Raw genomic sequence first — 23,768 nt, 5'->3', positions numbered from 1 at the left:
TAACAATTTCCCAAAATCCGACCGCGTTAAGAGCCATCACGGCGTTTGAGTGAAAGAATTTTTACCCCTTTTTTGTTTCTTCGGACAAAAAAGGGCGGATCGTAAGGCGGAGCCTTGCAGGGTGCCGGGGTGTAAGGGGCAGAGCCCCTTATTAGGATCGTAAGGCGGAGCCTTGCAGAACGTCGGGTTTTTAAGGGCGGACAGCCCTTAAACTCACTTTTGTAAAAAAGATGTAAAACTTTAGTAAATACTAACCAAAGTATATTGTATAAAAAATGTAAAAAAATATAATGATAGTAAGAAAGGAAGTATAAATAAGGAGATAGAAAAATGAAAAGAAAAAATATTTTGATAGGCGGGATTTGTCTGATGATTGCTGTTTACTTTCTTTTCTCAATGATACCCTCCCTTGCCCTTACCGACATTATACATTCCTCACAGATAAACAAAGACAAAACAAATCCTTACGATATATCGTTAACAAATGAAGAATACTCTTCAAATCCGATAACAGCGGGAAATAAAGAAAATAAAACAAAGGATATAGAAAGAAAATTCAAATTATCCGATGTTAAAGTCATCCATAGCTTTATCGGTGCAAATTGCTATTTCGAGAGAGAATTCACAGATTATGTAAGCATCGGAGGAAAGAAATTGGTATACGATACTTTCAAAACAAAGGAAATCGCAAAGATGAAATACAGTTTCAAAGAAGGTAAATGGATGATAACCGACCATAAAGTAACACAGGATAAATCGTATGAAACAGCTGTAAAAATGTAACTAAAAAGGACGCATAAGCGTCCTTTTATTTATTTTACCTTTACATTCTTAATCTTGCTCCACTCTCCGTAATAAACCTTGCTTCCCACATCTATCCTTCCTCTTACTCTTAATGAATAGATCTTATTCTTTTTAAGCTTTTTGATAGTATATTTCAAATTCTTGGTCGTTACATATTTGTAGTATTTATTGCTGTCTTTTATCTTATAAGCCACGTGATATTTCGTAACTCCCGAACTCTTCTGCGATTTTATAGTAAGAGTCACGGATTTGGATTTGGAAGAAGCCTTTGAAATGGCTCCCTTTTTAGGTTTAATTATAAACCCTTTCTTTACGCTTCCCGCGTAAGTGTTTATCCCGCTAATCGTGACATAAGCTTTTCCCGCTTTGATGTTATTCTGATAACTAAGCTTATAGTCTTTATTCACCTTAAGTGTCTTCTTGCCTATTTTAATTACGGGTTTCTGACCTATCTTCTTGCCGGTATACACTGCTGTCTTTATCCCGCTTATTTTTGCCGACGCAATATTTGGTTTTACACTTATTTTTGCTATTTTACTGTTAATATTTCCCAGGTAATTTTGTACTTTTACAAAGTAATATGTCGTTCCTTCTTTTTTCGCGGAAGGCTTGTAAGAAGCGGTCATGGCTCCTTTTATGGCTTTTGCCCCGCTCACGGAATTCTTGGTATTGCTGTACCATTGATATTTTATATCTCCCCCGCTCGCCTTTACGCTTAAAGCTTTAACAGCCTGATTTTTGTAATAAGTGCTGGATACTACATTGGTCGTGATAACAGGTTTGGTACATTCTATGAATTTGTATCCATTATCCTTTGCATAGCTTTCGGCATAAGACCCTTTGGTGGAATATATGGTAAAGCCGGAAGATTTTGTTCCGAAAACATTTTCCCCTATGACTTCTTTCACGCTTGAAGGGATATATATACCGCTGAGCTTCGTGCAGTCGAAGAATGCATAATCTTCTATTTCTCTGACCGTAGACGGAAGTACAACACCGCTGAGGGTCGGACATTTATAAAATGCCTCTCTGCCTATCTTCGTTATCTTCTTACTTCCCACGGATTCCACTTTTACGCTCTCAGGCAATTCCACCTTTGAAGTAAAACTTCCCTTAACTCCTTTTACGGTAACGTCCCCTGTGTATATGTCATACTGATAAGTGACTTTTCCTCCGCTTAGAGAAACTTCTTCGATGTCGGATAAGATATCAACTCTCGAAACTTTGAAAGCCCTCACTCCGTTTTCGTTTATAAGCATATAATAAACGTTATGCTTCCCTACATCTCGAAACTTCATTATATCCAAAGAGTAATCCTTAGGATTTACGCTTGATTTGTTGGAATACTTGACGCTGTAACCCTTCGGAAGTTCTCTTTCATTTAACCCGAACACGCTTCCGTTATAAGTGGCAGTCGAAACGCTCATGTTAGGAAGTGTACCCATATCGTTTAGTTCAAGTCCGTCTTTATTTATTCCCGTTAAATCAGCCTTCTTTATCATGACTATCCCGTCACCTGAAATATCGAATATGGTCTTTAGATTTGCGTCGCTTTCTTCTATGCTTACCACATCTTTTGAAGCTGTCAATATACCGTCAAGGTCTACTTCTTCATCTATATAAACTTTTCCCTTACTGTTTAGACTTACTCCTTCATCTATCTTAAGCCCCGTATATAACTTCCAAACATTTTCCTTATTTATTTCATAAACGGTCTTGTTCTCGCTTGCGTTCAAAGGCATATCTTTTAGAGAAAATACAATCCCCTCAGCATTTATATTTACGTTCTTCGTCCTGTCAATACTAGGTCCGAGGATTGGCTCATAAACATTTGCCCCCGCTTCGATATTTACATTTACGCTGTTCCTTATAACAGCCTCTCCGCTTGGAGAAGGGTCTGAACCTACGTATAATATCTTTGCGTTACAAGTCTTTGACATATCAAAATCTACATCGTCGTAAAAACCTCTCCAAAGGAAAGCTATTTCTTCAGCGCAGTAAACATTATCCGTAAAGTCCACGTCCACTTTCTTCGTATATCCGTTTTGAGAGCCAATGTTCACTCCCGTATCGAAGTTTGCATTCCTTACCGTACCCTTGATATTTCCCACACTGGTGTATCCTCCGCTTCCGAATACCACCAAGTTTTTAAAGGTCGGTCCGTCTATATCTATATTAATATTATCGAAATTACCTATCTTGGATATTTCGTCTTTACTTCCGGAAGATGAAGTGAAGTATACTTTTCCGCCTTCTTCTTTCATTCCGTTATAATAGTCTAAGCTTCCGCCCTGTCCTCCTCCGTAGACATATCCTCCGAAGGTTATATCTCCCTTTAAGTTAAGGCTTCCGTTATTAAAGAAGTTGTACTCTCCGTTTGCCAGTATACATTCTCCCTGTACGTTCATCATAGAGGACTTTGTATTTGTGACGTTTATCACCGAGTTGTTTTTTACGTTTACGTATCTGACCCCTCCGTAGATCTTATTTACATCGGTATTTGTAACATTAACTGTCATATCGTTTATATCCGCATAATCGCTTGCTCCGTAAATTTCTCCGTTTTCCATTCCCGAGCAGTTGTTTACAGTTACGGATAAATTCCCTCCAACGGATTGGGATGCATTATTGTGATTTGTGACATTGTAAATACCATATATCTTCGTCGTATTGGTAGGTTTCATTGCACAGTTGAGGTAATTCATAACGAGATTTCCTTTGACGATACCGCCGTTATATATACCGTACTGTCCGTTGGTAAGCACCTCTGCATACCTGACGTCCACATTCACGCTCTTGGCTGTTATCTCTTTGTTTTCTCCCTGTCCCTGAATACCGTATACGGAGCCTATCTGACCTCCGCTTACCTTTATATTTATATTCCCTACGCTTAAAGGTCCTCTGTCTTTATCCCCGTACTGAAGCCATGCTCCTCTAAGCTCGGAAGATACTTTACCTCCCAAGATATTTATATTCACATCTGCCTCATTGCCCGTAGCGTTAAGCCCCACAATCTTGCTTACCGTACCGCTGTACATGGTTACGGACGCTTTCTTCACGCTGTGATTTTTATCGTCTCCGTAAACGGTAAGGTTGTCCCTGTCGTATGTAATGCTTTCGCTTCCGTTACTGTAATATACGCTTACCCCGCTGTCGCTTCCGGCTTTTTTTCTTATTTCTATGTCGCTGCCGTTGGCGTATAGGACGCTTCCGGATATTTGGGGAACGAGCTTCCCGTCGTCTTTTATCACGCTCACTTCGCATGAAGCGTATTTGTTGTTTGTACTGTCAAGATTATTTACCGCACATGCGGTTATCTTTGCACTGCCCTCTTTAACGGCGGTTACATTTCCCGTACCGTCCACCGCAGCTACGCTTTCGTCGGAGCTTTCAAAGGTGACCTGATAATCCGCATCCTGATTTGCGTCCACTGTGTATTCAAGCTTTTCGCTTTTTCCTTCTTTTAGGTTAAGTTTATTCTTATTTAGTTTTATAGAATTTATATCCGCTGAGCTTATCTTCAGATTTTCATCTGTGTAATATCCGCCCACATCTATATTTTCTGCATTCGCTATTTCTATCTTATCCGCAAAGTCGGGGCTTTCGCTTCCCCAGTAATTACCGCTTAACTTAAGAGAGTTCATATCTCTTATGCTCCCGCTTACAATGATATATTTTCCCTCGCCCGCAAGCATGGAAGAATTTGAAATATATACTTCGTTATTCTTCCCTTTAAGCATTATAAGGTGTTCTTTTCCCGCGTCCTGAGTTTTTGAATCAACCGCTTTTACCGTGCTGTCGGTTATCGTTAATTTAACGTTGTCGGCGGCTTCGCTGTCTCCCGCTTCCAAAGTGTACTCGGAACTTATGACAGCAAAATCATATCCGTCTGGATTTTCTATACCCGTTAGGACGCTGCCGTTCTTTATGGTTATCACCGCGTTCTTTGCCGCCACTTTTCCCCCGCTGCTTGAAGCGGAGAGAGAAATAGCCCCGTAGCCTTTGATATTTGAATTATCCACGGTAAGTGTATTGTTCGTATCCGAAAGCCTCACGGCGTGGTATTTTTCTGAAGATATATCGGAATTCTTTATATTTATAGTATTATATCCCTTTGCCACCGCTATTCCGTAGGAAGAAGTATCATCGGCGGTCACACTGCACTTATTCAAATTCAAAGCCGAATGGTCCGCCTTAAAAGTGATTGCCTGAGAACCGTTTCCGATACCTTGTACTTTGGAATTTTCCATATTTAAAGTGATACCTTTGGCTTCACCCACAAGTATAGTATCTACTCCTTTATCCCCTGCCTTTTGTGTAAGACCGCAGTTTTTTATATTCACCGTAATGTCGTCATTACCCGAAATAACTATGACGCTTCTGTCCGTCTTATCCGCACTTGCATATTCAAAGTCAACATTATCCAAAGTGACACTTTCGCTTATAAGCACTCTCCCCATAACTTTTGAAGGCTCTTCTCCGCTTCCTTTTATGGTTATGCTTTTATCTATGCTGATCGTCTCGCTGTAAGTTTCTGAAGGAACGCTCACGGTGTCACCGTTATTCGCCGCACTTACCGCTTCGGATATGGTATAAAAATCTCTGCTTAGTGAAGATACCCTTATGCTCTGAGCTTTTTTAAGAGGTTTGTTTTCACTGTCGTAAACAAACTGAGGAACGTTTTTCCCCACTCCGTTGTTGCTCGTCACTTTTATGTAGCTAAGTGTATTGTTCGTATCATCATAATCGAATAATATATTGTCCGTATATGTATATACTTTAAGGCTCGTGATACTTAGAGTATTGTCCTTTATGAGATATTCCAGCTCGATATGACTATCGCTTGCCTGAGTACCGTCAATAACCGCTTTTCCGTCATTATTTATAACTATCTTGTTGCCTTTATCGTCCTTATACGTACCCGCGTATTTTGAATAATCCATAGGCTTGGAAGTTTCTTCCCCCAAATCAATAGACGCTGTCATGGTATAACCGCTGAAACTTTTTGTATCAACGAGCCTTAGATTATCGTAAGAGTCTCTGTTTTGATTAAGATACTCTACAGGTATGGAAAATACAGCCCCTGTATGTTCAACAACGAATACTCCCATGGCATTCTGAAAGCTTATTTCCACATTAGAGAAATCACTTACTTCACATATCTCATTGCTGTAATTAAGCCCCGCAAATTTTTCTATTTCAAAGTTTATAATTTTTTTTGAAGTATCGAGATTTAAATGTCCCTTGTCGAAATAGCCCTGTTCCCCCGGCATATTTATGGAAGAAGCACCGGCTTTATCATCGTCATACCAGTATTTTATTATGACTTCCGCACTCTGTGATACATCCGCCGTACTCTTTACGCTCTTCTCTTTTGTAACGTTTTTTTCTTCTTCACCGCTCTTTTCATTTGTGACCTCTTTGTTTTCTTCTTCGCCCTTGATATCGGCGTTGTTTTCTTCTTTCTGCTCCTCATTCTTCAAAGTCACATCTTCTTGTTGTACCGCCTCGGTATCATTTTTAAAATCGCTTATATCCTCACCTCTGTTTTCCCCCGCAAAAATAGGCGTCGTATATCCTACCACAAGAAAAAAACACAAAAATAACGATATTGATTTCTTCATACCTTTCATAGATTAGCCCCCCTTAACAATAAAGTTACATTTTCTTTTTAAAACGCTGTTATATACATAATTATATAACCATTATACATTTTTTGCAAATATTATATGTCCCCATATATTACCTTTTATGACTTTATCTTCCTTTTTTATGTATTCTTTGTCCTTTCCTTTCTTTTTACATATGTTTACTTTTTATAAATAAATAATCAAAATACAAACAGACGACATTTAATTTATCATATATCCTTTTTTATCCCTTTGAGCGGTAATTAAATCGAATAAATATACTTAAATCACATTAAAAGAACATGATAAAAATAAGACGATAAATCAAATAAAATTATCTTTTATACCCAAGTATACAAAACCCCGAACAGAAATCAGAGAAACAGGGTTTATTTTCTTCTTATTCAAATCATATCCTTTATCTGAATTCAGCCCAAACGAAATCACCAAGCAAACTGAAACCTCCAAACAATAAGAAGTTTATTTCAATTTTTCTTCTGTGATTTAAATTGCATTATAAATACAAAATCACCCATATCAGTGTATATATAACAAAACGGATATCTGCTTTGGGATATACTAAAAAATAAAGGAATATATCCCTTTATTCAGCACTGTGTTATCTAAAAAAGCCCCTAAAAATCCATATCTATTTGACATTTTATCCTCTGCCCTTTAAGATAAAAGAAAACACATATCCCCTATTTATTTTAATAACATCAAAGAAAGGAAAACTTCAATGAGCGAAATACTTACATTTGCAAACAGAGAGGAATTTAGAAAATGGCTGAGTGAAAACCATATGTCGGATATGGGAGTTTGGCTGTTATTTGGTAAATCGGGCGGTCCCCAGACCATAAAAGCCTCTGAGGCACTGGAAGAAGCTCTTTGCTTCGGGTGGATAGACGGACAAATGAAAAGCATTGACGATAAAACTTATAAAAAATATTTTTCTTTAAGAAGAAATAAAAGCAAGTGGTCCGAAAAGAACAAAAAACTTACCGCAAAGCTTGAACAAAAGGGGCTTATGACCGAATACGGAAGAAAGAAAATAGAAGAAGCAAAGCAAAACGGACAGTGGGACGTGCCAAAAGCACCTCCAATTACAAAGGAGCAGGTAGACTGCCTTTCTTATCTCTTGAAAGACCACGAAACCGCTTATTCAAATTTTATGAACATGTCCGAATCGGTAAAGAAAACTTACACCCGTGCATATCTCGATACAAAAACAGCTAAAGGAAAAGAGAAGAGATTATCATGGATGATAGAAAGACTTGATAAAAATTTAAAACCCATGTGATTTTCTTTTTTCTACGCCCCGACCAATGCTGTATATTACGAAGTATATATCTATACAAAGGGATTTATAAGTACATATGTCCCCTTTACTTATATAAGTAAACAATATGTATCGGATATATTTATTTTAAATCATTATTATTTATGATGATTTCATAAGTATATGATTACCGCAAAGCTTATTTTATTTTTCATTTATTATAATAAACGAAACGCCGAGGATAAAGAGAGACTTAAAATTATAATTACCGATACCCTCCATGGCAAAAATCCTTTCGTATGTTAGCCTCTGACTTGATATAAGATATCTATAAAACCGCTAACCTTGTCTTGGTATATTACCGAAGCCTTCTTCTCCCGACCTAAATAACAAGAAGAAAATACCCTTTTTAAACAAGATTTCCACAAGAAAAAGTTTGTTATCTTTTTTTACCGAAACCTTTTTTTACCGGCGCCTTTTAAAAGACCTAACAAACAAAACATTTATAATATAATCAATAAAATTTACCTTTGATATAAACACTTTAATAACTCTATAAATAACTATATTTTATTCTTTTACTTACATCAAAAATCATCATTCTACAGTATCCTGCCTTTAATTTTAATTTTTACCTTTTTAATACTTTTTCACCTATTTGTAACCCTTTTTAGATTTTGGAATATATTAATAGTGAAAAGAATCTAACAAGGGAGGCTTATTTAATTGGCAAATAATTATAAACCATTAGTTCCATACATGCCTTTAGTTCCAAAGGTAGCGAATGCATATGTACCGTTTCAAATGAATACGGATATGTACTCTGCACATGAAGGACTAATGAGACACGGAACAATGTTTGAAGCTTTATATTCACCATTTGAAGGAAATGTAAAAGGGAGTGACGTAATATGCAAATAGATTTAGGATGCGGTTGTTCAGGTCCAACTGACAACGACATTATTGAAGATAACAACAACTCTGTAAACAATAAAACAATGCAGGAAATTTATCACGATATAAAGATGTATACTTTCGCAGCACAGGATACCGCATTATACTTGGATACTCATCCAAACGATACTGTGGTTTTAGACAGACACAACGAATATTCAAAGAAACTAAAAGAAGCTAACGAAGCTTATGAAAAATTCAACAATCCTATCGATAACACAGGTATATCAACAGGATTTTGGCACTATATAGAAGGTCCTTGGGCCGCTCAAAATATGGATTGGGAGGAAGATAAATAATGTGGGTTTATAAAAAAATGTTACAGCATCCCGTTGAAGTATCGGGAAAAGACTTAAAAATGGCTAAAAACGTCCTAACTCAATACGGCGGACCGGACGGAGAACTAGGTGCATCTCTGAGATATCTTACTCAAAGATTTAACATGCCTTTAAAAGAAGGTACGGCTATACTAACCGATATCGGAAGCGAAGAACTGGGACATCTTGAAATGATAGGTACCATATTCTCTAAGCTTGTAGAAGGTGCAACAAAAGACGAACTTATCGAAAGCGGTCTTGCAGGTTACAATATAGAACACGGCTGCAACCCATTCTATTTAAATGTGGACGGTGTTCCTTGGACGGCTGCATATATCGGCTCAAAGGGAGACGCAGAAGTCGATATGTACGAAGATATGGACGCGGAACAAAAAGCAAGGATAACTTACGAAAACCTAATCAAAATGACAGACGATCCTCTTCTTAAAAATACTCTAAGATTTTTAAGAGAAAGAGAAGTAGTTCATTTTCAGCGTTTCGGCGAAGTCCTAAGACTTGTTCAGGAAGACAAAGCAAGAAAGAAAGTATTTTAGTTATTAGTAAACTAAATAAAAAGGCTCGCCTTTAGGCGGGTCTTTTTTATTGAAAATCATTTAACATTTTATATTTTTCATTTTAACAAAATGAATAACTTTAGAAACTTTTCTTTTTTTACCCAATATACTGATAATATTAACACTACCATAAAAAACTCATATCTTATACAAAAACTGTTAAGTAACAAAAAACATTCTTTAAAATTTTTACATAAAAAGGAGACAAAAAACATCTCCTTTGAATTTAAATCATGATAATCTTCTTTATAAAACCTAGTCATATATATCTTACTTCTCAATATCCATCCCCTTATGCGGATAAGAAAGATAATCTATAGCCCAGTATATCCAGTCTTCTTTTTTTATACTCTTTATTATAGGCTTTATATCATTTTGATAATATTCTTCTATATCCTCGTCATATGACATTATTACATTATACCCAAACTTTCCCTTATCTTCACATCCTTCATATGCTTTTTTAAAATCGCTGTAGACTGCAGGGTCTGCAGAACCGTTATCCAAAAACAAATAAGGATTACAGTCTCCCAAATAGTCGAGAATGATATCGTCGTATCTTCCCATAGTCATATAATCTACAAAATAGTACATCAAAACAAACATTTCAAAACTGTTCATCTAACTTTCTTTTTTTAGCATATTGTTTATGCTATGCTCGGGGATATCACTGCCTTTATGTTCTTCATTCAAATAATCTTCGAAAAACCCTATCCAATCTTCCTTTTCCATATTATTAAACGCATTTATTAAAAATGATTTTCCTAATCTCTTTAAAAATTCCTTAACAAAATAATATCCGTAATCCTTATCGCTTCCATAATCCCTATATGCCATTTTAAATGTAAAATATAGTGACGGATCGGAAGAGTCATTTCCATCTCTTGTAACTGGATTTAATAAACCCAAATAATTTTCCAACGCTTCATTATGGTTATGATGCCATTCATCATTTAGTGCATAAAACATCTGAGTATATATTTCAAAAGTATTCATTATTACTTACCTCTTTTTCTATTTTTTCTTAATGGTAAATTTTTCTTATAACCTGTTTCAGGATCCCAATTTCGAGGAGATTTATTAATCCCACCATCATTTAATTTTCCGCTTCTACTTTCTGTCCACATCTGCCTTCCGTCTTTTAATTTTTTTTAAGTGCCAAGTATTCCCATATCTGCTGTCTACTCCTCTATAGTACTTATCATCATTTGCTAAGTAAGTCAAATATCGGACACTGCCCTATAATACTCTCAAGATTAACTCGTTCAAATATTCAAATAAAAATCCTTTTCTCTATTACGGCACAGATTAAAACCTTTTAACTTTTCAATTCAAAACTCACACAAACATAATAAAAACTTAAAATGAATAAATTATTTAAAAATAATTTCACAATAACAAATCTTTTTTTAATATAAGATTAAACAAAAATTGACAAAATTCATTTTTTTTCTAAACTTTATATATTTTTAGGTTACAAATATGCTACCATAATCTAGAAAATTTTACATAAATTTTCCGGGACTTATTTAAGTTTAAATAGGATTTAATCTAAGTTCCTTTTATTTGATTTGTAGTTATACATACCCATACCAAATTAAGGAGGAAAACCATGAATATAAAGAAAGAACTATCAAAACCTTATCTAATGAATGAAAAAATCAGTTTTACCAGAAATCAACTAGAAGAATGCGAGATGTATATTGATAGGCTTTCCCCACTTTTATTTAGCGAAAATACAAATAAAAACCTAAGAGGATTTACACAAAAGGACCAGCTTATAAATCTATTTATATATCGTGACAGACTTATAAACGAAGTAAACACATTGTATAAACATAAACTGGACGTCTGCGATTTGATAGACAGCCTCGAAAACGAGCTCGATAAGCTGATAATGAAGAAACATTATCTGAGCTACGAGTCATGGACAAAAATTTCAGAGGATTTATCCATGACTTACCAAACAGTTTATACTCATCATAAAAAATCACTCAAGGAACTGGAGAAGATGTTCTCATATAAAAAACAAATATAATAAAAAAGACCTCGGAAATAACCGAGGTCTTTTAAAAGAAACAAATAGGCTTTAATTATATGTAATGAAGTTTTTGATAACTCCGCCTTTTGAATGCTCTATAAGAGCCTTTTCAACATCATCAAGTTTATATTCGTTTTGAATAAAATCTTTTTCATCTATAGCATGCATTTTTAATAGTTCAAATGCTTGGTTTACGTATAGAGGTGTAGTATGGAAAACACCTTTTATCGTGATTTGACTGTAGTGAAGTAATTTTGTATCTATAGTAACGGTATCTCCTGCTTTTGTTCCGCCGAAGCAAAGAACAAATCCGCCCGGTCTTGCCATTTGCGTAGTAAGTTCCCAAACTTTTGCAAGCCCCGTAGCTTCCACAGCAACGTCAACGCCTCTTCCTTCGGGAGTAAGAGCCTTTACCGCTTCTATTTGGTCATCTACTTTGCTTATATCTACCAAATCATACGCACCGAGCTTCTTAGCTGTCTCAAGTCTCTTTTCGCTCATATCACATGCGATTACTCTGGCTCCCTTTAAATAAAGAAGTCTTATGAACATAAGTCCGATAGGACCGCAGCCGTTTACTACTACATAATCCCCTTGTTCCACGGGAACATTTGCAGTACCGTAAACCGCACATGAGAATGGTTCTAAGAGTGCCGCTTGTTTGTAGCTCATATCTTCGGGGATATGGAACATGTTTTGTTTTACTATCCTTGATGGAATAAGCTGATACTGTGCATATGCACCGTTTTTACTGTTGTTGATTATGAGATCTTCACACATTGAATGAAGTCCTTTTTTACAGTAATAACATTCATGACAAGGTGCAGAGTTGTGAGATACTACTCTGTCTCCCACTTTGAATTTGGTCACACCTTCGCCTACCGCATAAACGGTACCGCTGGCTTCGTGCCCCAAAGGGAACGGAGGTGTCATTAGAGGATAACCCCTCTTATAACTCTTAACGTCAGTTCCGCATGTAAGTGATACTTCGTTCTTGATAACTACATCACCCGGTCCCGGTACGGGGATTTCGGCTTCTTCGATTCTTAAGTCTTCAGGGTCGTATAAAACCGCTCTTTTCATTTTGCTCATCATTTTTCTCCTTCATATACGTTTATTGATTAATTTCATTATATCACTAATATCAAAATAATCAACAAATTTCTACTCTTTTGTAATAATATTTTACTTAAAAATATTACAAATGTCACACATGGACAATTAATATATATTACAATCAAGGTCATTTTATGATATAATAAATAAAATCACTTTAAAGGAGAAAATAATTGAAAGCAGCGTTTTATACACTTGGGTGCAGAGTAAACAGCTACGACACTCAAACGATGATCGAATTATTTAAGACAAACGGATACGAAATAGTAGATGCCCATGAAAAGGCTGATGTTTATATTATAAATACCTGTGCGGTAACAAACGAAAGCGAAAGAAAAAGCAAGCAGATAGTAAGAAGACTTAAAAAACAAAACGAAAATGCCATAACGGTACTGACAGGCTGCTTCGCCGAGAGTAACTTCGAAGAAGCAAAGAAGGTAGACAGTGCGGATATAGTCTGCGGTACGCATAAAAGAGAAAAAATAATCGACTACATAAATCAGTTCAAAGAAAAACAAAGTAAAGTATATAATCTGGAAGAAGACAGCAGAGAATTCGATAAAGTCGGTATCACCACATACGACGGTAAAAGCAGAGCATTCATAAAGGTACAGGACGGCTGCAACATGTTTTGCACATACTGTATCATCCCCTATGCCAGAGGTGTCCTTAAAAATGCAAGTGTGGAAAAGGTACTGTCGCAAATCGACGCTTTAAGCAAAAAGGGGTACAGAGAAGTAGTGATAACGGGAATACACGTAGCTTCGTATAAAGCGGATACGGGAGAGAACCTGATAGACCTGTTGGAACTTATAGATAAAGAAAATAAAATAGACAGAATAAGGCTGGGGTCCTTGGAGCCTAAACTGCTAACGGATACATTCCTAAATAGGCTCAGTAAGCTTAAATCATTCTGCCCTCATTTTCATATATCCCTCCAAAGCGGCTGTGATAAGACTTTAAAGGAAATGAACAGAAAATATACAACAGAAGAGTATATGGAAATAGTACAGAGAGTAAGAAAATACTTCGATGATCCGGGGATAACCACGGATATAATAGTGGGCTTCCCGAACGAAACAGACGAAGATTTTGAAATAACAAAAGAGTTTACCGATAAGGTCGGCTTTTCGTATGTACATATTTTCCCTTATTCTCCAAAGCACGGTACGCCCGCAAGCGAAATGAACAATCAAATCACAAAAGAAGTCAAGTCCAAAAGGGCAAAAGAACTTAAAGAAGTAATGGAAAACAAAAGAGAAGACTTCCTTGATGATATGATAGGAAAAAGAGAAAAAGTACTTATAGAAAAGAAGCTCAATGATGATATGTACGAGGGCTACAGCGAAAACTACATATATGTGGAAGTAAAAAGCGATAAAGATATATTCAATAAAATAGTCGATGTCAGAATAACAGAAAAAACACCGACACATTTAAGGGGTGAAATAATATGAAAGTAGATTTGCACATTCATTCAAATGCCAGCTCCGACGGGGAAGTAAGTGTAAGTGACATAATAGATATGTCAATAAAAGAAGATCTTAAATACATAGCCATTGCGGACCACGAAAGCATAGATAACGTACAAAATGCTCTCGACTACGCAAAATACAAAGACATCACGGTCATACCCGCAGCGGAAATATTCGTCTCTCATAAGGGCAAACTCCTTCATATGCTGGGGTATGGTATAGATATAAAAGACGAAGCACTGAATGAAGAAATAGCAAAGATTTGGAAAGGCAGAAAAGAAGGCGTAAAAAAACAAATAGACCTAATAAGAAGCAAAGGACTTAAAATAGAAGAAAAAGAAGTATTCGACTACGCTACGGGAGATATACCTCTGCTTTCGGCTTATATACATGCAATACTCATTGAAGAAGAAAACAGAAATCATAGACTGGTACACGGTCTTACAGACGATATCGACAGTATCATCACCCTTTCAAGAGAAGCCTTCGGAGTGGGAAAAGAATTATACGCTCCGACCTATATGCCCTCAAGCGAACACCTTATAAAAGTGATAATAAATGCGGGAGGAGTTCCGGTCATAGCTCACCCGGGAGTGGATATAAAAGACGAAATACATATCTTAGATGAACTCAAAGAGTATGGGATAAAAGGAGTGGAAGCCTACTATACATCCCACACAGAAGAACAAAGCGAAATGTACAGAAAATACGCCGTTGATAACGGACTATTCTATACCTGCGGAAGCGACTTCCACGGAAGTTTCAAGCCTAAAAACAAGCTGGGCTGTGTGCAGACGGATAATAATGAACAGGCAATAGAAGGGATATATAAATATTCAAGGAATTTGTAATTTGATACTCCCCGCCTCGGGGCACTACGCCTCGCTTCGCGAGATTCCGCGCCCCAAAACCACCTCACCACAGCATGATAGTCTCCATGAAACTTTCAAACAACATACAAATAAAAAACACCCCAAAGGGTGTTTTTTATTATTTTACTTTTACCTTATATACTTTACTGTAGCTTCCTTTATAACTTCCGTACACTGCTCTTACTTTATAATAATAAACTTTCTTTGACTTGAGCTTTTTATTTACATATTTTCTGGAAGCGGTCTTTTTAATTTTCTTAAATCCTTTGTTCTTCTTCGTGGAACGGTAGATTTCATAATGTTTGGCTCCTCCCGTTTTAGCAATGGATATCGTGACTTTCTTTTTACCTGCTTTAAGTTTTATTTTTGAAACTTTCTTAGGTAGAACCTTTACGGTAGCTTTTGCAGACTTCCTGCTGCCGTCCTTTGCGGTGGCATAAATATAAGCCTTGCCCGGAGATTTAAAGTACACCTTTCCCGAAGCATTTACAGTCGCCACCTTCGTATTTGAACTCTTCCAGCTTACACTTCTGTTTGATGCATTTGCGGGATAAACGCTTGCTTTAAGGTAATAACTTCCGCCCATTACCATAGTCTTACCCGATGAATTCAGCCTCACTAGGGAAACCCCTTTTAACTTAGGTATCACGTAATCATATCTATGTCTTGCATCGTTGGCACATATATAAGTCCCGAAGCCTTCCTGATATATTGTAGGTTTGATTGTGGTAAACAATACGTATTTATGTCCCAGAGGTTTTATAACGGTGTAGCCTAATTTCCCGCACTGTGAACATTCAAATAAATTGCTGCCTTCCATAGTACAAGTCGGATAATCGTAAATACCTTGATAGATATAATCATGGTCTATCATGTCGGTATAATCATCATAATTGATATCCCCGCAGTCTTTACACTTATACTGAGTATATCCCTCGCTTGTACAGGTTGGTTTTATGACTTTATATTTAGCATAATCATGAGGCGTCTTACCGATTTCTTCGGTCTTCGTCCTTTTGCATACCGAACACGTATAAGTCTTTTCTCCTTTTTTCGTACAAGTCGCAGGCGTAGTTATGACTCCGCTGTCATATTTATGATTTCCCGTAGCGGTTATCTTGACTTGATCCGTAAATGCATCACATCTTATGCAGTGTCTCGATTTAAGCCCCTCTTCGACACATGTAGCTTCTTTATCCGTTGTATATTCCTTGGAGTATTCATGTCCCAAAGCCGGTACGGGAGTTATTTTACTTCTTTCATCACATCTTATACAGTACTTCGATTTTTCTCCCTTTAACGTACATGTCGGTTCTTTATCTATTTTGAAGTCAGCGGAATAATCGTGACCAAGTGCAGGGACGGAAGTTATTTCACCTCTTTCATCACATCTTGTACAGTATTTTGATTTTTCTCCTTCGTCTGTGCATGTAGGTTCTTTATCTACTATAAATTCTGAGGAATAATCATGGGCAATCACAGATACTTCTGTAATTTCACTCTTCGCGTCACATCTCTTACAATGCTTTGATTTCTCACCGGGAACAGTACAAGTAGGATCTTTATCTATTGTAAACTCGGTGGAATAATCGTGACCAAGTGCAGGAATAGCAATATTAAATGTTCCTTCACAAATTTTACATATTACTCTTTTCTCCCCCTCTTCGGTACATGTCGCTTCCCTTACGATTTCCAAATCATTAAAATCATGTTCGCTGCATTCATTAAATGCTATAGATAATGAAACGGCATTATTCGGCATAACAAATGTATACGGAGAATCAACTCTTGTATTGTTATATTTCATCACCGGAATGAAAGAAGCTTTGGGAGTTACGGAAACTGTGACTTCATCCGCACTTTTAATATACTTATTCCCATTATGCTCAATTATATTTCCTTTGACTTCATAATCTCCATTTTCGGGATTATCAACGGTCAAATCAAATAATGAATATAATTCTATAGGATTATTAAGAACCATACTTTCTGATGAATTATTATATAATTTAAAGCCTTCTTTTACAGTTGTAAAAATATTATGCTCAATAGAAGTAACATTTTTTGGAATTATAAATTCATCCATACCGATACAATTCTCAAAAGCTTTCAAACCTATTTTTTTCAAATTATCCCCTAAATCAATACCTTTCAAACTGATACAGTCAGTAAAAGCATTCATCCCGATCGAACTAATCCCCTCAGATGATTTTATATCTGTTAACTTTGAACAACCATCAAAAGCTCCCTGAGGTATTTCTACAGATGCCCCAAGAAAATCCGCACTTACTAAATTTGTACAGTCCGTAAAGCAATAAAAACCTATTGATGTAACGGTTTGAGGGATTTTAATACTCGTAAGAGAAGTATTTCCCGCAAATGCTCTCGGAGATATTACCCTAACACTTTCCGGAACTTGATAATCACCTAATTGTGCATCATTTAAAACTAAAATAAGATTAGTTTTATCCTTACTGAATAAAATCGAATTGTCTTTTGAGAAATTAGCACAATCAGAGGGAACAATTAAATTTTGTAAATCGGTATACATAAATGCGTTTTCACCCAAAGTTATCAGATGAACCGGTATATTTATTTCCCTTAAATTTGAACTATTATAAAAAGCCTTCTTTCCAAGCTCTTCTAATCCATCAGGCAATGTTAAACTATTTATAGATCGGCAATTTGAAAAAGCACTCTCACCGATAAATTTCAAATTATAACTCAGCGTTATATTTTTGAGTTCCCAGCATGCAGTGAAAGCTTCGTCCCCTATTGATGATACAGTATTTGGAAGTATGACATTATCAAGATTATTACACATATAAAAAGCTCTTTGCCCAATATCTGTAAGCCCTTCCGGAATAGTTATATCCGTAAGGCTCGTACAATTTTGAAATGCTCCTACATTAATAGTCTTAACACTTGAAGTCAAAACGACTTTTGTTAACTTTTTACAATCCTTAAATATATACCCATCGACACAGTCAACATTATTCGACCATACTACGCTTTCTATATCCTTTTTATTTAAAAATGTATCCTGTGCAACAATAGTTACATTTTTCCCGTGATAAGTATCGGGTATAACGACATTCAATGACGTCCCATGATACTCGTTTATTCCTACGGTACCATCATCATTTTCAACGTATGTAAAGTCCTCCGGACTGCTTACATCCTCTCCACTCTCTGCCGCAAAGGCAAATGTACTTATTGATAAAATTGAAAAAATCATCAATAGCAACAAAATCAACTTCTTCTTCATCTTGATTTCCCCTTTAATATAAGTTTTGTCTTTATATTTATTACACATCCAAAAGTAATATTATACAAGATTAAGTAGGATTAGATAATAAAAAAGGATACCTTTTGATATCTTTATCTCATCATAACAAACTGCTTGAAAGTATTTCCTATAAAGTCAAATGCCCCGACTCTTTGGATATCTTCGCTCGCAATCAAATCCGAAGTGCCTATGACTTTATCGCCGTCGCTTACAGTGACCGTCCCTAGCTTATCTCCCTTTTTAACGGGAGCGTTTATCTTTTTACTGTCAAGCTTTACATCGGATTTATATTCCTTATTTTCGTTCTTATTCATCAGGGTAGATATGCTGTCTTTTGCTACAACGCTTACCTTGTCTTTATTTCCCTTATTCACCTCTACATCTGCGACTATATGTTATTAATCAGAATTTAATATAATTGAACATAAATATTTTTAAAATACAATCAATAACTTAAATTAATTATAAACAGCCTTAACAGATTGTTGCATTATTGCAATGAAATATGACAACAAAACAAGATATTTCCACACTAAAACTTTTCAAAACCTTTTATTTACCTTAAATGTTTACTTGGCACGAGTTTTGCTGTATATATTTATAGAAAAATAAAACCAACCTACCCCAAATAAAAAAGAAAGAAGGTAAATATTATGCCACTAATGACAGGAAAAGAATATATAGAAAGTATAAGGAAATTAAATTTACAAGTTTATATGTTCGGTAAAAAAGTTGAAAACCCGGTAGACAATCCAATACTCAGACCATCACTTAACTCTGTAAGAGCTACATATGATTTAGCATTAATGCCTGAATATGAAGACTTAATGACAGTTACTTTAGATGACGGAAGAAAGATAAACAGATTTACAAATATACATAGAAGTGCCGATGACCTAGTTAAAAAGGTTAAAATGCAGCGCCTATGCGGACAAAAGACTGCATCTTGTTTTCAAAGATGTGTAGGAATGGACGCTTTTAATGCTGTCTACAGTACGACTTATGAAACAGATGAAGCATACGGAACACATTATCATGAAAACTTTAAAAAGTTTATGAAATATTGTCAGGATGAAGACCTCGTAATTGACGGAGCTATGACAGACCCTAAAGGAGACAGAGGATTGGCACCTTCAGCACAGGAAGATCCTGATTTATATTTAAGAGTAGTAGAAAGAAGAGAAGACGGTATTGTTGTAAGAGGAGCAAAAGCACATCAAACAGGGATTATAAATTCGCATGAAGTACTTGTAATGCCAACAGTCAGTATGGGAGAAAATGATAAAGATTATGCGGTTTCTTTCGCAGTACCTACAGATACAAAAGGTATTTTAATGGTAATAGGAAGACAATCTTGTGATACAAGAAAATTGGAAGATTCAGATATAGATGTCGGTAATGTAGAATACGGCGGAATGGAAGCGCTTGTAATATTTGATGATGTATTTGTTCCAAATGACAGGATATTCATGAACGGTGAATATGACTTTTCAGGAATGCTTGTAGAAAGATTTGCAGGATATCACAGACAATCTTACGGCGGATGTAAAGTTGGTGTTGGCGATGTATTGATCGGTGCATCTGCACTTGTAGCAGATTATAACGGAGCCGCAAGAGCATCACACATCAAAGATAAATTAATAGAAATGACTCATCTTAATGAAACTCTTTATTGCTGCGGTATTGCTTGCTCATCCGAAGGACAGGAAACTAAATCGGGGAATTACATCATAGATTTACTTCTTGCAAATGTATGTAAACAAAATGTAACAAGATTTCCTTACGAAATCGCAAGACTTGCAGAAGATATTGCCGGAGGTATCATGGTTACAGCGCCTTCAGAAAAAGATTTAAAATCTCCTGAAGTAGGAAAATATGTTGAAAAGTATTTCAAGGGAGTATCAAGTGTATCTACAGAAAACAGACTAAGAATATTAAGATTAATCGAAAACTTAACATTAGGTACAGCAGCAGTCGGATACAGAACAGAATCGCTTCATGGTGCAGGTTCACCACAAGCTCAGAGAATAATGATTGCAAGACAGGGCAATATGAATATGAAAAAAGAACTTGCAAAAGATATAGCAGGAATTAAGGAATAAAGCTAACTTTTCTTTAAATGGGCACTGCTTTGATTTATTTAACCTCGATATCTTATATCAAAGCAGTGCAATATTTTTATTAAGGAGAGAAAAATGGATTTAAAACAAATATATAACTCTAAAATCAAAAGCGGAGATGAAGCTGTTAAATTTATAAAATCCGGAAATAGAGTAGTGATTGCCCATGCAGTCGGAGAGCCTGTTTACGTAGTGGATAAAATGGTTGAACATCACAAAGATTATAAAGACGTAGAGATCGTTCAGCTGGTTCCTATGGGACATTCTCTATATGCAAAGGAAGAAATGAAAGAACACTTCAGACTAAATGCTTTTTTTCTAGGGGGGAATACAAGAGATGCAGTATATGAAGGAAGAGGAGATTTTACTCCATGTTTCTTTTATCAAATACCTCAGTTATTTAGAACAAGCTTACCTATTGATGTAGCCTTGGTTACGGTATCCCCTCCCGATGAAAACGGATTTTGCAGTCTTGGAACTTCATGTGACTATACAAAACCGGCAGCAGAAGCCGCTAAACTTGTAATTGCACAAGTAAATAAAAAAATGCCGAGAACCCTTGGAGACGGGTTTATACATATAAATGACATTGATGTAATAGTCGAACACGATGAACAAGTTCCCGAACTTCCAAATCCTAAAATTACGGATGTGGAAATGAAAATCGGTGAGAACTGTGCGAAACTTATAAATGACGGTGATACACTTCAGCTCGGTATAGGGGCAATACCGGATGCGGTACTAAAATTTCTTACTCATAAAAAAGACCTCGGAATTCATTCGGAAATGATTTCTGACGGAGTCATGGAACTATATGAAATGGGAGTAATAAACTGTAAAAAGAAAAATTTACATAAAGGAAAAATGGTCGTTGCATTTTTAATGGGAACACAAAAACTATACGAATTTGTCCATGACAATCCGGCCATAAGCATGATGGATATCGAATATGTAAATAATCCTATAGTAATAGGTCAAAATGATAATATGGTTTCTGTTAACTCTGCTCTTCAAGTAGATTTAATGGGACAAGTCTGTGCGGAAGCAATGGGACTTAAACAATTCAGCGGTATAGGCGGACAAGTAGACTTCATAAGAGGTGCAGCTTTTTCAAAAGGCGGGAAATCAATACTGGCATTCCCTTCTACTGCCAAAAAAGGGACTATATCCAAAATAGTTCCATTCCTTACAGAAGGAAGTGCGGTAACGACCTCAAGAACAGATGTCGATTATATCGTTACAGAACATGGTATAGCACATTTAAAAGGACAAACATTAAAAGAAAGAGCAAGAAGACTTATAAATATCGCAGACCCTAATTTTAGGGATGAATTAATAATTGAATTTGCAAAAAGATTTAAAGAAAACTTCTAATATTATATAAAATAAAGTACCGACGTAAAGTAGGTGCTTTATTTTATTGACAAATTACATTGGAAGGAATTCAATTACATTAATAATACCAAATATTATTTACTTCTATAATAATATTTAAGTATATATAAAACTATAACAAAAATTATAATTTATCCATATTATATTAATAAATGGATAAAAAGGTAAGGTAATTATCAATGATACGATTTATTATATTCGTTATTTTAATACTATCAGGTATAGTATTTATAAAAAATTACGCAATAAAACTTACATCAGAATGTACTGATAACAAGTATGAGATGATAGAAAAAGTAGAAGTAAAAGATAAAAATAAAAATAATTATAAATACGAAAGGCTTATTAAAATTAAAAGTATATCTTGCAGAAATGATGCAATTAGACTCGAAAATAAATTTAATGAAATGGATGGTATATGGGCTAAGGCGAATCTTTATAATAATTCAATAGATATCTTAATGAAAGAAGAGATTGACGAACCAATTATAAAAAAAATTATAACCGATGAAGGATACATAGTAACAAAAATTATATAAATATAAAAAGGAAGTAATATTTTATTAATTTACTTCCTTTTATTCTCTCCTATTATATGAAGTTGGGATATTTAATTCTTTCCTATATTTGCTTACAGTCCTTCTGGAAATAGTTATATTTTTGTTATTTAATATATTAACGATCTCATCATCACTATAAGGTTTCTTTTTATTTTCTTCTTCTATTATCTCTTTTATCTTCTGTTTTACATCCTCTGAAGTTAGGTCAATATTCCCACCATAAGAATTATAAGAAGAAAACAAATTTCTCATGTTTACAATCCCAATAGGAGTACTTATATACTTATTTTTCACAGCTCTGCTCACAGTTGAAACATTCATATCAATTTCATCCGCAATTTCACTTAAAGTCATCGACATGATTTTCCCATTTCCTCGGAAATATTTTTCTTGTCTGCTTATTACGACTTTTGTAATATTTAAAATCGTATTCCTTCTCTGCTCTATACAATTTAAAATAAATCTGCATTTAGATAATTTTTCTTTAAAATACTCTTTTAATTCTTTATCTTCACTGATATCAATAAGCTTTAAATAATAATCACTGATATAATAATTATTTATCCAGTTATCGTTTAATTCTATATTCCAATTATTATTTTCATAAGTTATTATAATATCAGGATTTATATAAATAGGTTTTGAAAGTTTTATATTCATAAGCGGTTTTGGATTTAAACACTTTATCGCATAAATATATTTTCTGACTTCCAATCTGCTAAGTTTTAGTTCTTTGGAAATTTTACTTACATTATCCACAGACACTTCATTCAAATAATTACTAATAATTGTTTCTATATTTTTGTCATATATATTATTTTTCTTTACCTGAACAAGTAAACATTCTTTTAAATCCCTGGAAAATATTCCATAAGGCTCTAATTCTTTTAAAATATTAAAACATTTATTTATTTCATCAACTTTATATCCGGAAATTACAGCTATCTCTTTTAAATCGTAATTAAAATATCCGTTATCATCAAGACAATCGATTAAAAATTCCATAATTTTTAATTCTCTTTTAGAATAATCATTAAAGTTCAATTGATATAATATCAAATGTTTAATATCAATTTCATCAGTGTTTTCAGTTTCCAGATAATTTATATTTTCTTTGGAATGCTGCCTGGTACTGGGGATATCCATATTTTTTATATCAAAAGTGATATCATCATTATTCTCACTTTTAGTCTCAAGAAGAGGATTTTCAAGATATTCCTTATATAAAAATTCACTCAACTCCAAATTATCCATACTTAAAAGACTTAGTGACATTACCTGAGCCTGAGATAATACCTGTACCTGAGATATATTATGTTCTTGTTTTATATCCATATATCC

The 23,768-nt window shown here is 35.1% G+C and carries 19 protein-coding genes; 11 read left to right on the top strand and 8 right to left on the bottom strand.

Annotated elements, in window-relative coordinates:
• The first annotated feature begins 330 nt into the window (after positions 1-330).
• Positions 331-783 carry a hypothetical protein gene (locus NSA01_RS06380; RefSeq protein ID WP_257480659.1) on the top strand — a complete coding sequence of 151 codons (453 nt, stop codon included), beginning with the start codon at positions 331-333 and terminating at the stop codon, positions 781-783.
• A gap of 29 nt (positions 784-812) precedes the next feature.
• On the opposite strand, the gene NSA01_RS06375 is transcribed toward NSA01_RS06380, so the two are convergent.
• Positions 813-6,437 (bottom strand): Ig-like domain-containing protein, encoded by a 5,625-nt coding sequence (locus NSA01_RS06375; RefSeq protein WP_257480658.1) that lies wholly within the window; start codon positions 6,435-6,437, stop codon positions 813-815.
• A 736-nt stretch (positions 6,438-7,173) separates the two neighbouring features.
• Between NSA01_RS06375 and NSA01_RS06370 the strand changes: the two genes are divergently transcribed.
• The 4 genes from NSA01_RS06370 (at position 7,174) to NSA01_RS06355 (ending at position 9,538) form a co-directional block, all read left to right on the top strand.
• Positions 7,174-7,734, top strand: a complete 561-nt coding sequence (locus NSA01_RS06370; RefSeq protein ID WP_257480656.1) for a YdeI/OmpD-associated family protein — start codon at positions 7,174-7,176, stop codon at positions 7,732-7,734.
• A 705-nt stretch (positions 7,735-8,439) separates the two neighbouring features.
• Positions 8,440-8,634, top strand: a complete 195-nt coding sequence (locus NSA01_RS06365; protein ID WP_039945047.1) for a spore coat associated protein CotJA — start codon at positions 8,440-8,442, stop codon at positions 8,632-8,634.
• Positions 8,625-8,966, top strand: coding sequence for a spore coat protein CotJB (locus tag NSA01_RS06360; RefSeq protein ID WP_257480655.1), 342 nt, complete (start codon positions 8,625-8,627; stop codon positions 8,964-8,966). Before NSA01_RS06365 ends, NSA01_RS06360 begins: the two co-directional genes overlap by 10 nt.
• Complete coding sequence (locus NSA01_RS06355; RefSeq protein ID WP_007049778.1) at positions 8,966-9,538, top strand: manganese catalase family protein; 573 nt, start codon at positions 8,966-8,968, stop codon at positions 9,536-9,538. The genes NSA01_RS06360 and NSA01_RS06355 overlap by 1 nt, the downstream gene beginning before the upstream one ends.
• Before the next feature lie 291 nt (positions 9,539-9,829).
• Here the strand turns inward: NSA01_RS06355 and NSA01_RS06350 are convergent, their stop codons facing one another.
• The 3 genes from NSA01_RS06350 to NSA01_RS06340 are packed head-to-tail and all read right to left on the bottom strand — an operon-like array spanning position 9,830 to position 10,686.
• Entirely contained in the window at positions 9,830-10,180 is a 351-nt protein-coding gene (locus tag NSA01_RS06350) for a hypothetical protein (protein ID WP_257480654.1), read from the bottom strand.
• Complete coding sequence (locus NSA01_RS06345) at positions 10,181-10,555, bottom strand: hypothetical protein (protein ID WP_257480653.1); 375 nt, start codon at positions 10,553-10,555, stop codon at positions 10,181-10,183. It abuts the gene before it with no gap.
• Between the two features lie 2 nt (positions 10,556-10,557).
• Positions 10,558-10,686, bottom strand: a complete 129-nt coding sequence (locus NSA01_RS06340; protein WP_257480652.1) for a hypothetical protein — start codon at positions 10,684-10,686, stop codon at positions 10,558-10,560.
• 485 nt (positions 10,687-11,171) lie between these two features.
• Here NSA01_RS06340 and NSA01_RS06335 point away from each other — a divergent pair, with 485 nt between their 5' ends.
• Entirely contained in the window at positions 11,172-11,597 is a 426-nt protein-coding gene (locus NSA01_RS06335; RefSeq protein WP_257480651.1) for a DUF1492 domain-containing protein, read from the top strand.
• A 51-nt stretch (positions 11,598-11,648) separates the two neighbouring features.
• Here the strand turns inward: NSA01_RS06335 and NSA01_RS06330 are convergent, their stop codons facing one another.
• Positions 11,649-12,683, bottom strand: a complete 1,035-nt coding sequence (locus NSA01_RS06330) for an alcohol dehydrogenase catalytic domain-containing protein (RefSeq protein WP_257480665.1) — start codon at positions 12,681-12,683, stop codon at positions 11,649-11,651.
• 206 nt (positions 12,684-12,889) lie between these two features.
• Here NSA01_RS06330 and mtaB point away from each other — a divergent pair, with 206 nt between their 5' ends.
• Together mtaB and NSA01_RS06320 are read left to right on the top strand one after the other, a co-directional pair.
• Positions 12,890-14,173 carry a tRNA (N(6)-L-threonylcarbamoyladenosine(37)-C(2))-methylthiotransferase MtaB gene (mtaB, locus tag NSA01_RS06325; protein WP_257480650.1) on the top strand — a complete coding sequence of 428 codons (1,284 nt, stop codon included), beginning with the start codon at positions 12,890-12,892 and terminating at the stop codon, positions 14,171-14,173.
• Positions 14,170-15,042 (top strand): PHP domain-containing protein, encoded by an 873-nt coding sequence (locus tag NSA01_RS06320; protein WP_257480649.1) that lies wholly within the window; start codon positions 14,170-14,172, stop codon positions 15,040-15,042. Before mtaB ends, NSA01_RS06320 begins: the two co-directional genes overlap by 4 nt.
• 139 nt (positions 15,043-15,181) lie before the next feature.
• Here NSA01_RS06320 and NSA01_RS06315 read toward each other — a convergent pair whose 3' ends face one another.
• Positions 15,182-18,331 (bottom strand): leucine-rich repeat protein, encoded by a 3,150-nt coding sequence (locus NSA01_RS06315; RefSeq protein WP_257480648.1) that lies wholly within the window; start codon positions 18,329-18,331, stop codon positions 15,182-15,184.
• A gap of 113 nt (positions 18,332-18,444) precedes the next feature.
• On the bottom strand, positions 18,445-18,744 hold the full coding sequence (locus tag NSA01_RS06310) for a hypothetical protein (protein WP_257480664.1): 300 nt from the start codon (positions 18,742-18,744) through the stop codon (positions 18,445-18,447).
• 261 nt (positions 18,745-19,005) lie between these two features.
• On the opposite strand from NSA01_RS06310, the gene NSA01_RS06305 reads away from it, so the two are divergent.
• The 3 genes from NSA01_RS06305 to NSA01_RS06295 all read left to right on the top strand — a co-directional run bounded on the left by NSA01_RS06305 (position 19,006) and on the right by NSA01_RS06295 (position 22,406).
• Positions 19,006-20,454: a 4-hydroxyphenylacetate 3-hydroxylase family protein gene (locus tag NSA01_RS06305; protein WP_257480647.1), complete on the top strand. Its 1,449-nt coding sequence runs from the start codon at positions 19,006-19,008 to the stop codon at positions 20,452-20,454.
• 93 nt (positions 20,455-20,547) lie between these two features.
• A complete protein-coding gene (locus NSA01_RS06300; RefSeq protein WP_257480646.1) occupies positions 20,548-21,846 on the top strand; it encodes an acetyl-CoA hydrolase/transferase family protein in 1,299 nt (432 codons plus the stop codon).
• Between the two features lie 200 nt (positions 21,847-22,046).
• Complete coding sequence (locus NSA01_RS06295; RefSeq protein WP_257480645.1) at positions 22,047-22,406, top strand: hypothetical protein; 360 nt, start codon at positions 22,047-22,049, stop codon at positions 22,404-22,406.
• 39 nt (positions 22,407-22,445) lie between these two features.
• Here the strand turns inward: NSA01_RS06295 and rpoN are convergent, their stop codons facing one another.
• Complete coding sequence (gene rpoN / locus NSA01_RS06290; protein ID WP_257480644.1) at positions 22,446-23,762, bottom strand: RNA polymerase factor sigma-54; 1,317 nt, start codon at positions 23,760-23,762, stop codon at positions 22,446-22,448.
• Between the last annotated feature and the right edge of the window lie 6 nt (positions 23,763-23,768).

Origin of the sequence: Anaerofustis stercorihominis (assembly GCF_024623185.1) — a bacterium.
GTDB lineage: Bacteria > Bacillota > Clostridia > Eubacteriales > Anaerofustaceae > Anaerofustis.
This window is presented reverse-complemented; position numbering and strand designations above follow the sequence as displayed.

Bases quoted from the DNA above. Each gene is read 5' to 3' on its own strand.
- NSA01_RS06380 (WP_257480659.1), top strand. From the start codon at position 331: ATGAAAAGAAAAAATATTTTGATAGGCGGGATTTGTCTGATGATTGCT.
- NSA01_RS06375 (WP_257480658.1), bottom strand. From the start codon at position 6,437: ATGAAAGGTATGAAGAAATCAATATCGTTATTTTTGTGTTTTTTTCTT.
- NSA01_RS06370 (WP_257480656.1), top strand. From the start codon at position 7,174: ATGAGCGAAATACTTACATTTGCAAACAGAGAGGAATTTAGAAAATGG.
- NSA01_RS06360 (WP_257480655.1), top strand. From the start codon at position 8,625: ATGCAAATAGATTTAGGATGCGGTTGTTCAGGTCCAACTGACAACGAC.
- NSA01_RS06355 (WP_007049778.1), top strand. From the start codon at position 8,966: ATGTGGGTTTATAAAAAAATGTTACAGCATCCCGTTGAAGTATCGGGA.
- NSA01_RS06350 (WP_257480654.1), bottom strand. From the start codon at position 10,180: ATGAACAGTTTTGAAATGTTTGTTTTGATGTACTATTTTGTAGATTAT.
- NSA01_RS06345 (WP_257480653.1), bottom strand. From the start codon at position 10,555: ATGAATACTTTTGAAATATATACTCAGATGTTTTATGCACTAAATGAT.
- NSA01_RS06340 (WP_257480652.1), bottom strand. From the start codon at position 10,686: ATGTGGACAGAAAGTAGAAGCGGAAAATTAAATGATGGTGGGATTAAT.
- NSA01_RS06335 (WP_257480651.1), top strand. From the start codon at position 11,172: ATGAATATAAAGAAAGAACTATCAAAACCTTATCTAATGAATGAAAAA.
- NSA01_RS06330 (WP_257480665.1), bottom strand. From the start codon at position 12,683: ATGAAAAGAGCGGTTTTATACGACCCTGAAGACTTAAGAATCGAAGAA.
- NSA01_RS06320 (WP_257480649.1), top strand. From the start codon at position 14,170: ATGAAAGTAGATTTGCACATTCATTCAAATGCCAGCTCCGACGGGGAA.
- NSA01_RS06315 (WP_257480648.1), bottom strand. From the start codon at position 18,331: ATGAAGAAGAAGTTGATTTTGTTGCTATTGATGATTTTTTCAATTTTA.
- NSA01_RS06305 (WP_257480647.1), top strand. From the start codon at position 19,006: ATGCCACTAATGACAGGAAAAGAATATATAGAAAGTATAAGGAAATTA.
- NSA01_RS06300 (WP_257480646.1), top strand. From the start codon at position 20,548: ATGGATTTAAAACAAATATATAACTCTAAAATCAAAAGCGGAGATGAA.
- NSA01_RS06295 (WP_257480645.1), top strand. From the start codon at position 22,047: ATGATACGATTTATTATATTCGTTATTTTAATACTATCAGGTATAGTA.
- rpoN (WP_257480644.1), bottom strand. From the start codon at position 23,762: ATGGATATAAAACAAGAACATAATATATCTCAGGTACAGGTATTATCT.